The 12,067-nt window shown below is 62.8% G+C and carries 8 protein-coding genes; 6 read left to right on the top strand and 2 right to left on the bottom strand.

Annotated features, from left to right (window positions below; all coding sequences use genetic code 11):
• Positions 1-58 precede the first annotated feature (58 nt).
• Positions 59-859: an alpha/beta hydrolase-fold protein gene (locus tag BV071_RS29275; protein ID WP_035615590.1), complete on the top strand. Its 801-nt coding sequence runs from the start codon at positions 59-61 to the stop codon at positions 857-859.
• Between the two features lie 599 nt (positions 860-1,458).
• On the opposite strand, the gene BV071_RS29270 is transcribed toward BV071_RS29275, so the two are convergent.
• Positions 1,459-3,111, bottom strand: a complete 1,653-nt coding sequence (locus BV071_RS29270) for a ShlB/FhaC/HecB family hemolysin secretion/activation protein (RefSeq protein ID WP_035615169.1) — start codon at positions 3,109-3,111, stop codon at positions 1,459-1,461.
• A gap of 335 nt (positions 3,112-3,446) precedes the next feature.
• Between BV071_RS29270 and BV071_RS29265 the strand changes: the two genes are divergently transcribed.
• A complete protein-coding gene (locus BV071_RS29265; protein ID WP_052574037.1) occupies positions 3,447-4,703 on the top strand; it encodes a S8 family serine peptidase in 1,257 nt (418 codons plus the stop codon).
• A gap of 130 nt (positions 4,704-4,833) precedes the next feature.
• Positions 4,834-7,593, top strand: coding sequence for a CHAT domain-containing tetratricopeptide repeat protein (locus BV071_RS29260; RefSeq protein ID WP_035615165.1), 2,760 nt, complete (start codon positions 4,834-4,836; stop codon positions 7,591-7,593).
• A 176-nt stretch (positions 7,594-7,769) separates the two neighbouring features.
• On the opposite strand, the gene BV071_RS29255 is transcribed toward BV071_RS29260, so the two are convergent.
• Positions 7,770-8,894, bottom strand: coding sequence for a hypothetical protein (locus BV071_RS29255; RefSeq protein ID WP_265595037.1), 1,125 nt, complete (start codon positions 8,892-8,894; stop codon positions 7,770-7,772).
• 111 nt (positions 8,895-9,005) lie between these two features.
• Here BV071_RS29255 and BV071_RS29250 point away from each other — a divergent pair, with 111 nt between their 5' ends.
• The 3 genes from BV071_RS29250 to BV071_RS29240 all read left to right on the top strand — a co-directional run bounded on the left by BV071_RS29250 (position 9,006) and on the right by BV071_RS29240 (position 12,047).
• Complete coding sequence (locus BV071_RS29250; protein ID WP_035615161.1) at positions 9,006-9,926, top strand: hypothetical protein; 921 nt, start codon at positions 9,006-9,008, stop codon at positions 9,924-9,926.
• 39 nt (positions 9,927-9,965) lie between these two features.
• Positions 9,966-10,535 (top strand): hypothetical protein, encoded by a 570-nt coding sequence (locus BV071_RS29245; RefSeq protein WP_035615159.1) that lies wholly within the window; start codon positions 9,966-9,968, stop codon positions 10,533-10,535.
• A gap of 141 nt (positions 10,536-10,676) precedes the next feature.
• On the top strand, positions 10,677-12,047 hold the full coding sequence (locus BV071_RS29240; protein ID WP_052574036.1) for an AI-2E family transporter: 1,371 nt from the start codon (positions 10,677-10,679) through the stop codon (positions 12,045-12,047).
• Positions 12,048-12,067 lie beyond the last annotated feature (20 nt).

Genomic DNA, 12,067 nt, shown 5'->3' with positions numbered 1-12,067 from the left:
CAGCACCCTCGCGCTTGCCGAGGGTGAGGATCCCTCCCCTACCCTCACGCTGCCGGAGATGCCGGAGCCCGCGCTGGGCCCGGACTCCATGCCGAAGGATGGAGTGCCGAAAGGGACCGTGACTACCCAAGTCTGGAAGGACTCGAAGGTCTTCCCCGGCACGATCCGCGAATACTCCGTTTATACTCCCGCCCAATACGATGCTTCCAAGCCCTGTGCGGTGATGGTTTTCCAGGACGGCCACTCCTACCTGAATCCGAATGGCGAGTGCCGCGCCACCGTGGTCTTCGACAACCTGATCGCCGCGAAGGAGATCCCGCCCATCATCGGCATCTTCATCAATCCCGGCCATCTCGGCACCGAGCTGCCGACGGAGGCATGGAAGAGCAGCAACCGCAGCGTGGAATATGACACGCTCTCGGATGCCTACGCGCGCTTCCTGTTAGAAGAGATCCTGCCCGAGGTCGCCAAGACCAAGAACCTCACGACCGATCCCGAGCAGCGCGCGATCTGCGGGATGAGTTCAGGTGGCATCTGCGCCTGGACCGTTGCCTGGCAGCGTCCCGACGCCTTCCGCAAGGTGGTCTCGCACATCGGCTCCTTCACCAATATCCGCGGCGGCGACGTCTATCCCGGCCTGATCCGCAAAGCGGAGAAGAAGCCAATCCGCGCCTTCCTCCAGGATGGCATCCACGATCTGGATAACCCTCATGGCTCTTGGCCGCTGGGGAACATGCAGATTCAGGCCGCGCTCAAGTTCAAGGGCTACGACCACCGCTTCGTCTGGGGCCAAGGCCAACACAGCGGCAAGCACGGTGGCGCGATCTTCCCCGATACCCTGCGCTGGCTGTGGCGTTAGATCGCCCGTCCGGCACAAAAGAAAACCGGCACCGTCTCAATCCCCCCGGATCGACGGTGCCGGCTTTTTCAGTGAACCAAGGTGGCGGACCACCTCGGATCGGTTCCGACTATTGGCGTGCCAGGATCCCCCGATCCAGGACCTTGAGCCCATGATACCGATGGCTGGAAAATTCCGGGTTCGACGCCGCATCAGGTCCCCCGACCCGAGCTGCGCCGTTCCCTGGGGTGCAGTATCCGGACAGACGGCACAGGAAGCGGAGCTCGGCGCGGCGGGTCCCCCGACCCATCCGCAATTGAGTAGCTCCGTCCCTGCCAACCGTTCCCCCCGTCCGGGGTTCTGCGTGCTGGAAGGCACTGGCATACCGGCGACTGAGCTCGCGGCATGCTGCCTTTTCCTGACTCACCTTTTCCCGGCCTCCAATCACCCGCGGCACTCCCCCCGGAGTGCTCGCGGTGATGTTGAAGACGGGGAGGGGATGCGTCATTACTGAACCAATCGCAATCGGGAGGACCGGATTTCCAAAAAATGTGAGAAACTTTTAAAATAAAATGATCAACCTGATCAAATCCTTTGGAAATGAGTGATTTCCGGTTTCATCAAAAACCGAGAGTCATCCCCACATGAGTGCGATTTTCGGCATCGTCCAGTCGCCAGCCGTGGTCGAGCCGCAGATCCAGATGATCCATCAAGCGCATCCGCAGGCCCAGCCCGGTGCTGTAGAGCGAGGAGCTTGGACCTCCGCTGCGACTATCCAGCGCAGCGTAGTCGAAGAAGGTCAGCAGGCGGAAATCGCAACCCTTCAGCGGTGAGATCAGCGGCGAGAGCACTTCAAAGGAACCCTGCCAGCCGGAATCGCCGGCAAACTCGCGCTCACCGGTGCCGCGCACTGTCTGGTAACCGCCGGCGGCGAATTGCTCGGCGGGAAGCAAACGGGAATCGGCCACCTGCGCAGCACCGCGGAGCCGCAGCTGCCAATCCTTTCCTGGCGACCACCAGCCTTCGCCGGACAAGCGGCCGAAGACATAGCTGGAATCAGCGGCGGGATCGTAGGCTTGGAAAGCCGCGTCATCGTTGTTGCCCCCGAGATTCCCGGGCGCGACGTAAAACGAACTCGTGAAGGAAGCCCCGCCGTTCTCCCACGCGTGGGAGAGTTCGTGCTGGAGCTTGCCTTGGAAGAACACCACTTCCCCGGGCGAAAGCGAGCCACCGCCGAAGAGCAAGAACTGGTCCGTGCCCTTCAACTCAAAGCCTCCACCCAGCGACTGCTGCCAGCCGAAGACTGGCGGCAGCGGCATTTTTTGCAGGGCCGCCAGCGACCAGGACGAACCCTCGCTTTCCACCGGAATCCCGCCGGAGAGGTAGGTGGAGCGGACTTCGGCATAGGCCGCATCCAGTTGCAGGAGCTGATGCGTGGAGTGAAAAGGAATCTCCCAATGCAGGGCATTCGCCAGCAGCGAGGAAGGCGGCAGCCCGGCCACCGTCTGCCATGCGATCAATTGCTCGCCGGGCGTCCAGCCGACCACGCCAAGGAGCAGCCGGTCCTTGCCCAAGAGATCCGGACCGCTGTTCTCATAGCCGGTCGTGACCCGCCACGGCTTGGTCTCCTCGAAGGCGATCAGCAGGTCTGCGGTCGCCGGCTCGGTCCCCGGGGACACGAAAAGCCGCGGATGACGGAAGGTCGTGCGTCCATACCAATTGAGCTCCTCATCGATCTCCGCGCGCCGCACCGGCTCACCGCGAACGAGCCGTTGCCCTTTTTGCAGCACTTCGGGCTTTCCGTATTTGGGCCGCGAGACGCCGATCTCGCCATAGCGACCGATTTCAACCGAGAGGCGCAGCTCGCCTTTGCTCAGGTCCTGCTCCGGAGCCTCAACGAGGACAACCGGGTAGCCGCACTCGTCGTAGTGGATCAGGATCTCATCCGCCAAGGCGGCCAAGCCTCCGCTCGTGAGCGGCTTGCCCAGCCACACGGCCAAGCGCCCCGCCAGCTTTTGCGGTGAAGGCAGCACCAGATCGGAGGACGCGGACAAACCCTCGGCGACCCCGGTTTCTGCGGAGCCACCGGGCTTGATCAAAATGATGCGGTCGAGTCGCGCTGCGATCACTTCCCCACCCTGCTGCCCGTCTCCTTGCGCTTTTACCGGCGGCAGCGATTCCACCGGAGCTGCCTCCGGCACGCGCGGCCCAATCCCCGGCAAGGATTGGCCACGGGCTGTGGCGAGCAAGACAAGGGCGAGCAGCAGGCGCATGACAAGCTGCCGCAAGGCAGTGCATTTGCTTAGCTAAAGTTCGCAATCAAGGCAAAGCCAAATAGATAGCTAAATCTTAAAAAGAAGAGAGATCAACTTTGCTTTATTTTTAAAATTCCAAGCTTCCAAGTCATTGAAACCATTAGGTTTTTCAGACTTCCAAGGGAGATATGGCTAACATTACAAATGCTGGACAAAGTGGTAAAAAGTTAGATAGAGAGTCCTGCAGCAATCCGGTGATCGTGAATCTTTCCATGTTCCATCGTCTTTCCGGAAGTATCCGGGTCCTCTTGTGTGCGCCGCTCCTGGCATACTCTGCCCCACCCGTGATCCCCATGGGACCCCACGGTGACATTGCGGATGCCGGCTGGGCCCAGGCGCGCCTCAATGACGGCAGCAACGTGAGCAGCCGTTCCTTCTCTTATCCTGCCACCGCGCAGCCAGTGCGGCTGTATCTGATCGATACGGCGGTCAAGCAGACCAAGGCTTGGGGCACGTGGTTCAAGCGCAACCCGAAGCTGACGATCAAGGAGAACAACCGCATCAACAGCGGTGCCTCGGCGGCCTTCGAGCATGGCACGAAATTGCTTTCGATCATCGCCGGCCCTGAGACCGGTGTGGCCCTCGGAACACCCATCGAGGTCGTGATCTACGACGTCTACATGGGCAATGAAACCACCCAGAAAACGGACTCGGGATCGATCAGTGTCGCGCTGCAGCAAGCCCGCATCCATCACCTCACGGCCGCCACGCGCCTGCCCGGCGTCATCTGCCTGGCCAGCGGTTCGCTGCAGGCGGCACAAAGCGCGGGCATGGAGGACTCGATCAACCAAGTGCTCTCCGCGGGCCTGACCGTGGTGGTCTCCGCCGGCAACTCGAATCAGGATGCTTCCGCCTACGTTCCCTCCGCCTACGGCACCAAGCCCGGCGTGATCTGCGTGGGCGCCAGCAGCATCAGCAACCAGAAGTTTGCTTCCTCCAATTACGGCCCCGCGGTCGACCTCTTCGCTCCCGGCGAAGACGTCCGCACCCTGAACTACGACGCGCCGAAGACCGGCGTGTATGAGCTGATGGACGGCACCAGCCCGGCCTGCGCCCTGACCGCGGCCGCCGCCCTCGTCGAGCTTTCCAAGAACCCCTCCCTCACCCCGGCCCAAGTGGAGGAAAATCTCCGCGCCCAAGCCTACGCCGGTGCCGCTCCCGCGCCGCTCGTGCAGGTCGTGGCCCAACCCGAAGTCGACAGTGATGGTGACGGTGTCACCGATGTCATGGAGTCGTTTTTCGCAACGAATAGCTCCGACCCGGCGGTCCGCCCGGCGCGCCCGGCGGTGAGCCAAGCCGATGGCCAGATCAGCATCAGCTTCGACATGGCGGCCAGCCTCTTCAATGCCGCCAATCCCTTCCTGCTCAACAACGGCGGAACTTGGTCGGTCCAATACTCGGAAGACCTCGTTATCTGGGAGAATGTGGAAGGCACCCCGGTCGCCGGCACCGCCGTGGATGGCAAGCTTCCCGTGAGCTTCTCGCTGCCCGCCACCGCGCCCTCCGGCTACCTGCGGGTAGATGTGAGCATGCCAGCCACTTCGAACTGAAGCGGCGGGGAGGGATTCGCGTGTTAGGCGTCCGATATCGGCCTCCGCTCGGGAGAACTTGATTATCAGCGCGGATTAAGGGATGATCCCGGCAGCGGCGCGGCATTTTTCACGCGGCCGCCACGCCATCATGCCGCCGGGTTGTCGCCATGCTCTCTATCTGCCTGCCTGCCTCCTCCTCACGGTAGCTATCGCTGCGGCTGAGGAGGCGACGGTGACTGCCCCGCCCTCTGAAGGGGAGCTGGAGGAAGTGGCTGCCGAATGGAAGGCCGCTTGGGAAAAGAGTGGCAGCGCCGCGGATAGCCTCAGCTATGGCCTCACCCTCCAAGGCCTCGGCATCATCGAGCGCACCGCCGGCAAACCGGCGGAAGCGAAGCCCCATCTGGAGGAAGCCGTGCAACGGCTGGCCACGGCTGAACCGGCAGCGCGGGCAGATGCCCTCGAAGCCTTGGCTCTGACCCGCGAAGATCTCGGTGAAGTCGAAACGGCGGGGACCGAACTACGCCAAGTGGTCGCCCTGCGGGAAGCACTGCCGCCGGAGGAACGCGAGCCTTCGCTCGGCCAAGGCCGCGATCATCTCGCGCTCAATCTGCTGATCCAAGGCCACTATCCAGAGGCCGGGGATTTGTTTGAGAAAACCCTGGCTGCCACCCCGCCGGGCGATCCCCTGAGCCGGGCCCGGCGCCTCGGTTATCTCGGCCGCTACCTCCACACGCTCGGCAGCCACGCGCGGGCGGCGGCGGCATGCCGTGAAGCCCTGGACTTGAAGTTCGACGACGATGAACTGCGCTTGACCCTGACCAGCCAGCTGGCACTGGCGGAGCTGCGGCTCGGAAGACTGGACGAAGCGCGGCACAACATGGAGACCTGCGCGGAACAGGCCTGCGCCCTCTATCAGGATCCCGCGTTGGCATTCCGGGCGGAACCGTATCTGAACAACCTCGGCGTCCTCGACCTCTCCCAAGGCCGGGCCCTGGAAGCGGCCACCACCTTTGCCGAATCGCTGCGGCTACTGGAAGCGGCACGCGGTACGGAGGATGCCTCGCTAATCCGTCCGCTGAACAATCTCGGCTGTGCCGAGCAAGCCGCGGGCGACTACAAGCGCGCAGGGCAGCACCTGCAACGCGCCGCGGACCTCCAAGCCAAGCACCTGCCTCGGGTCCACCTGCGGGTGGCGGAGACCGCGCGCAATCTAGCCCGCAATTCCCTGCTGGCAGGCTATGCCGATGCCACGGCGGAAACCCGGCGGGCCACGGAGATTGGCCACGAGCTGCTCACTGACATGGGCCGCCACGAAATCGCTGCTGATGTGGTGGCGGAAATCGATCGCGCCACCGGCATCGGCCTTGAGCTGCTCGATGAAATGGTCCGCCACGGCAGCGAACAGGAACGGCTCAACTTCTTGCAGCGGCTCGACCTGGTCTCCCTGCCCTGCGCGACGGGAGATCCAGCCCGCATCGCCGGGGTGCTGGCCGCCAGCAAGGCCCGGCTGCTCGACGCGATGATCGAGGAAGGAACTACTAAGAGCACCGTAGTTCCATCCTGGGAAGAGATCCAGAAGACATTGAAACCGGGCAGCGCCTTCGTGGATGCTTGCCGCTATCTCGATACTTCTACAGAACCACAAATGCGCTACGGCGCGATCGTCTTACTGCCACAAGGCCCGCCGAAATGGGTGCCACTTGGTAACTCCGCGGACCTCGACCGCTGGCTGGGACTCTTCCGCAAGCGCCTGAGTTGGCGCACGGGCGAACTGGCCGGCACACACTCCCCTGCCCCCGCGCTTACCATGCGCAGCGTGCTGCGCCCGCTCTACGACGGCTACTGGGAACCGATCGCGCGCGAGCTGCCCGCAGGCACCGAGCACATTGCCTTCTCACCGGATGGGGCTTTGCATTTCCTACCGCTTGCCGCGCTCTTGGACGGATCGATGCAGCCGCTCTGCGCGCGCTACCTGCAGGTGGTCACGGTCACCAGTGCGCGAGATCTAGCGGGTACCGCCGCACCGCAGCGACTGGATGCAAGTCCCTGGACCGTGTTCGGCGTGTCGGACTTCCCGAAGTCCACCGAGCCTCCCGGCGAGTCTCAACTGCTCGATCTGCTCGGGGGGCTCGGCTCGATGCCAGGCACAGCGGAGGAGACCCGCCTGATCGGCAAGCTCGCTCCACCCGGCTCGGTGCTCCTCCGCGATGCCGCCGCCACGGAATCGGCGCTCGCCCATCTCGCCCAGCCACCGGCCGTGCTCCACCTCGGCTCGCACGCCTTCTTCCTCTCCAGCCATCTGGCGGCGGATGCGGTTCTGGACTTCGACGAGAACGAGGATCTGCTCTACTCCGGTGGCCTGCTCCTCCACGGTGCCGCGCTGCGCACCGCAAACAGCCCGCTGATCTCCGGTACCGATGATGTACTATTCCCATCGGAGGTCGCAAAACTGTCCCTCCATGGGACGCGGCTGGTGACGCTCTCATCCTGCGAATCGGGTGCAGGGACCGCAGTCTCGGGCGAAGGCCTGTTAGGCCTGCGCCGCGGCTTCGCCTTGGCTGGCGCACGGGAGATCGCGGTCGCTCTTTGGCCGGTATCGGACCGCTCCACGCCGCAGTTCATGGAGCGCTTCTACCGGCTGGCGCTGGCATCCGACCGTCCCGGCCAGGCGCTGTGGCAATGCCAGCGTGAGTTCCTCACCGGCGTGAACAACGATGACGAGTTCGAAGCCGCGGTCCTCAGGTACGGTCCCTTCGTGATGAGCCAGAACACCCCTCTGGAAACCGGCGGTGAGATCATCGTGAAGCAGGTCGGCTTTCCTTGGAAACCAACCTTGCTGGCCCTACCTCTGCTCTTATTCCTCCTCGCGCGGCTCTGGGCAAAGGGGTCGAAAAGGACTGCCGAGTGAATCCGCGGAACCGTCTCTCGCCTCCCTGACCTCCCCGCTGCCAGGTCGAATCATCTCCGGAGCCCTGTGGAAAAAGGCTCCGGGCGATCAAGGACGCGTGATCGGCCCCAAAACAAAGCGGCGCTGGAGGCCATCAGGCTCCCCGGCGCCGTCAGATTGTTTCTCAGCGGCAGAACTCAGCGCTTCTTTTCCGCCTTCACCGTCTCACTGCCGCCGCGCATCCCGAAGAAGGAAGCACGCTGCAGCATCGGCTTCGCGCCCTTGCCACTATTGTTGCTGGCCATGGCATCGCTGCCCGGCTTGCGGTCGCGCACGCTATCCGCACTCGCGGATACCGGCACGTTGCTCACCACCGTGCGCGATTCACTGACGCGGCTGCCGTTCGGGCGGGTGATCGCAGGCATCTTCAAGGTAGAAGGGTTGAGTGCAGCGGCTTCGTCCGCGTCGTGGGGGCCGCCATCGACGCCCTTTTGGACCACGCCGTTGACCTCCACCTTGCCGACTACGATCCCGCCGCCTTCCTTGAGGACCTTGCCGTCCTTCCCGACTTCGAGGAAAATCCTGCCGGCCTCCAAACGGCCCTTGTGCAAGAAGTCCGCTCCCGCAGCGATCTCGATCCGGGCAGCCTTGGAATTGCCAAGGTGATAAACAAAACCGTCGCCGCTGGTCGCCTTGAGCTTGCGGGTCGCTGAGTCACGGTCGAGGTCGACCCGACTGCCGGAGCCCATCAATACACTGCCCTTGGCACGCAATTGGGCATCCCTGGTCACGGTCACCCGCTGGCCGGCCAAAAGCACATCGCCGTTGGTCGCCTGAATGCTGCCGCATACCATCAGGCCGGTCATGCTACCCGCAGGCCCGGAGAAGGTCACCGTCCCATTATGGCCTAGCAAGGCCGCGGTATCGGCATTGAGGGTGCTCAGGGTCACCGATTTGCCGGTGATGTTGCCATTCACCACCAAGTCAGCGTGCGGCGAGACGAAGGACACGTTGCCATTCGAAGTGACGTTGCCGCTGATCAGGTTGACTCCAGTGCCGCCGAGCACGTTGACGACGCTGTTCCCACTGAGGAAGTCGAAGACGAGTTCGTTCCCCGCAGTGAGACTAAAGCCGGAATCCCACTCGAAGACACTATCCGACGTGATCGTGAAGATCGTGCGGGTGCCAGTGGGTGTCGCTACCTGGGTCCAGGTGGCGGATCCAGGGGTGGTATTGGTGAGATTGCCGGGCAGCTGGGCGAACAGGGGCGCGACAAGTGCCGCCGGGAGAATCCCGGCGAGGGGTAGCAGGCTGGTTTTCATGTCGATGCGTTCGGTGGGACTTGGCGACCGCTCGTTGTTTTTGAAAATAAGGATCACTTAGAGGCTTGCAAAGCATTCTTTTTTGGTTTTTTCTAAATTCCGCTGTCCCCAATGTCTTCCACGTCGCCCGAGAAGCATTTGCAAAAGTGCTGGGAAGCCTGCTGGCATCGCGCCCGCAGGCCGGTAGAAGGTGTGCTCTTACCCGAAGATCAGGCGACCGCGATCGCCGAGCGGGTGATGCGCAACATCGCTCTCGATTTTGAAAAACTCCCCGCCGAAGCGGAATTCACCGCCCGTGTGATCGAGGAGACCACCGAGGCCACCCGTGACTTGGTGGCCGGTGAGCGCCGCAAAATCGCAGACCCCCAGCTTCACCACGATCCCGCCGACCGCCGCTACCCGCAGAATCTCGATCTGGACCGACTCCAGCGCCACCACCCCGAGCGCGGCTATCAGGATCAGGAGTGGAATCGCCTCCCGGACATGCTCCGCCCACTTGCCTTGGCAACCCTGAGCAAGCGCGGGATCAAGGGCCACGACGCCGAGGACGTCTTCATCGAGACATTGGCCGAACTGGTCCGCGAGCGGGAGGAAAGCCAACGCGCTCCGATCCAGGAGCCCACGGTTTTCGAGGAGATCATCCCCCTCCACACCCGCATCGTCCAATTCCGCGCCATTGACTGGTTCCGTCGCCGCGGCGCGCTGAAGAACCAGCCGAACTCCGGCGAAAGCTTTGACCAACTCACCGGCGACCCCGAGAGGCCCCTCCAATTCGAGGACTCTGCGGCCGCCGCGATGACCTTCGAGAAGATCTACAAGGAATGCCACGAGTCCTTGAGCAGCATCGAGTGGAATCTTCTCTACACGCTTTACGTGGCGCAGAGTGCGACCGTTCAGGACCTCATCCAGAACGACAAGATCTGCGCCAAGCTCGGGATCAAAGCCGGGGCCTCACTCTCCACCCGCCGCCGTGCGGTCAGTGAAATGGTGGAGGCAGCTCTGGCAAAGATCAGGGAAAACTTAGTATTTTGAAAACGGGATATTCCCGATTGCGATTGGAGCCCTGAAGCCATGGAACTCTCTCCCCACCTCCATTCAACCCGTGATCTTCTGATGCGCAGCCTGCCTGCGCATAACTCTGAGCAGGCTCCGCCGATGCCCGAGGGCTTGGTGAACGATCTGCTCTCCCGCTTCGCGCCGCCCACCGTGATCGTCACCCGGCCCGAGTCTTTCTTCTCCAAGCTCCGCAATTTCGTGGCGACCCCGGGATTCGGGATCGCTGCCACCGCCGTGGTCCTCCTCGGAGTCGGCATGCCGATCCTCTCGAAGAGTCGCGAACCTTTCCGCGGCAATGTGCCGGTTCAATCCGACGAGAGCGTGGGCATCTGCTTCGTGGGCCGCAATCTCGAGCTGCAGTCCGCGATCGAGAAGTCCGGCAGCTTCGATGTCTCCGCTTTCCGCAGCGCGACGACCCGTGAAGCGGCGAATGCCATGAGCGGCGCCAAGGTGGTCGTCGATTTCGGTGACGACACCATCACCGCCTACGACTCCGCCGGCGGGGTGAAGTACAAGGCCAAGCTCCCGGACGACCCGGTGCGCGTGGCCTCCGCCGTGGCCGATGTCGTCTCCCGGCTCGAATAAGCCAAGAGCGGACCACCACTCTCCGCCCTTCTCTCCGGAGCAGCCATGCGCTCCACCGGGAGGAGGGCTTTTTCTTGGTTCGAATGCGGCGGTGATTTTCCCATGCCGTCCCACCGTTTTCTCTGCTAGGGACTGTCCGCGATGGCGCGCTACCCCACCCGATTCCAGCTCCGCACCCTGTGGAATGCCGCCACCGGCGTCTCAATCCTGATCCTCGGGGCGCTGATCGTCGGCCTGATCTGGCTGATCGGAAAGATCTTCGGCTTCCTCCAGCCGGTGCTGGTGCCCTTGGCCGTGGCGGCCATCACCGCCTATCTGCTGGACCCCGTGGTGAGGCTGTTCCAGAAGCGCGGCTTCTCGCGGAAATGGTCGGTGGTCTCGGTCTTCGCCAGCTTCACCTTGGTGGTCGCTGGCCTGATCGGGATCATGATCCCGCTGGTTGGTGGACAGATCCGGGAGTTCCAGAAGCAGCGCGAGGAGATGGCCGCGAACGCGCAGGCTCAAATCACCCCCACTACGGAAGTCAAGGACCCCAACGCGTCGAAGGACAAGGATTCATTCGACAAGGTGATGGTCCATGGCCTGATCGACTACCGGAACAAGAATGACTGGGCCAAGCCTTTCATCGATCCCCTGCTCGCCAAGCCGACTGCCACCAGTGAGGAACGAACCGCTTTCAGCGACAGCCTGGACGACGCGCAAGAAGGCAAGGGATCGCTCCCGACAATCGACATCGAGCAGACCAAGCTCTTCTCCGATGCCAAGGGTTACTTCGATGAGGTCTTCGGCTGGATCAAAGGTGGTGCCGGCAAGGTGCTTGGCTTCCTCGGCCTCGCCCTCGGCTTCCTGATGGTGCCGATCTACCTCTACTACATCCTGAACGAGAGCGCCGCGATCAAGGAGCACTGGCACGACTACGTGCCGCTCAAGGCCTCACGCTTCAAGACCGAGCTGGTCGAGACCCTCACCGAGATCAACCGCTACCTGATCTCCTTCTTCCGCGGCCAGGTGCTAGTGGCATTCATCGACGGCATCCTGGTCGGCATCGCGCTCACCATCTTCGGCCTGCCGCTCGGCCTGCTGATCGGCATCCTGATGGCGGTGCTGGGAATCATCCCCTACATCGGGAATATCCTCACGCTGATTCCGGCCTGCGTGCTGGCATGGTTCCACTTCAGCGTGCCCGCGAACCAAGGTTGGCTCGGCTCAAATCCGTGGACCTACGTGGGAGCCACGATCGCGATCTTCGTGATCGTCCAGCAGATCAACTCGCTGGTGACCGCGCCGAAGATCGTGGGCGACTCCGTGGGACTTCACCCGATGACCGTCATTTTCTCGATGCTGTTCTGGTCCTTGATCCTCGGCGGTTTCGTCGGCGCTCTGCTGGCCGTGCCACTGACGGCGGCCGTGAAGGTGCTCTTCCGCCGCTACATCTGGGAGCGCAAGATCAAGGAAGACGAGGAGGAGAAGGACGGCTACGAGGAGTGGGAGCCCTCAGGGAGGGAGGCTTGACGTCCCCTGAACTCCGCGTG

Origin of the sequence: Haloferula sp. BvORR071 (assembly GCF_000739615.1) — a bacterium.
GTDB lineage: Bacteria > Verrucomicrobiota > Verrucomicrobiia > Verrucomicrobiales > Akkermansiaceae > Haloferula.
The sequence above is the reverse complement of the archived record's forward strand: the minus strand, read 5'-3'. Positions and strand labels throughout refer to the sequence as shown.

Coding starts and splice junctions, on each gene's coding strand:
- BV071_RS29240 (WP_052574036.1), top strand. CDS start 10,677: ATGGCGCGCTACCCCACCCGATTCCAGCTCCGCACCCTGTGGAATGCC.
- BV071_RS29255 (WP_265595037.1), bottom strand. CDS start 8,894: ATGAAAACCAGCCTGCTACCCCTCGCCGGGATTCTCCCGGCGGCACTT.
- BV071_RS29260 (WP_035615165.1), top strand. CDS start 4,834: ATGCCGCCGGGTTGTCGCCATGCTCTCTATCTGCCTGCCTGCCTCCTC.
- BV071_RS29275 (WP_035615590.1), top strand. CDS start 59: ATGCCGGAGCCCGCGCTGGGCCCGGACTCCATGCCGAAGGATGGAGTG.
- BV071_RS29245 (WP_035615159.1), top strand. CDS start 9,966: ATGGAACTCTCTCCCCACCTCCATTCAACCCGTGATCTTCTGATGCGC.
- BV071_RS29265 (WP_052574037.1), top strand. CDS start 3,447: ATGGGACCCCACGGTGACATTGCGGATGCCGGCTGGGCCCAGGCGCGC.
- BV071_RS29270 (WP_035615169.1), bottom strand. CDS start 3,111: ATGCGCCTGCTGCTCGCCCTTGTCTTGCTCGCCACAGCCCGTGGCCAA.
- BV071_RS29250 (WP_035615161.1), top strand. CDS start 9,006: ATGTCTTCCACGTCGCCCGAGAAGCATTTGCAAAAGTGCTGGGAAGCC.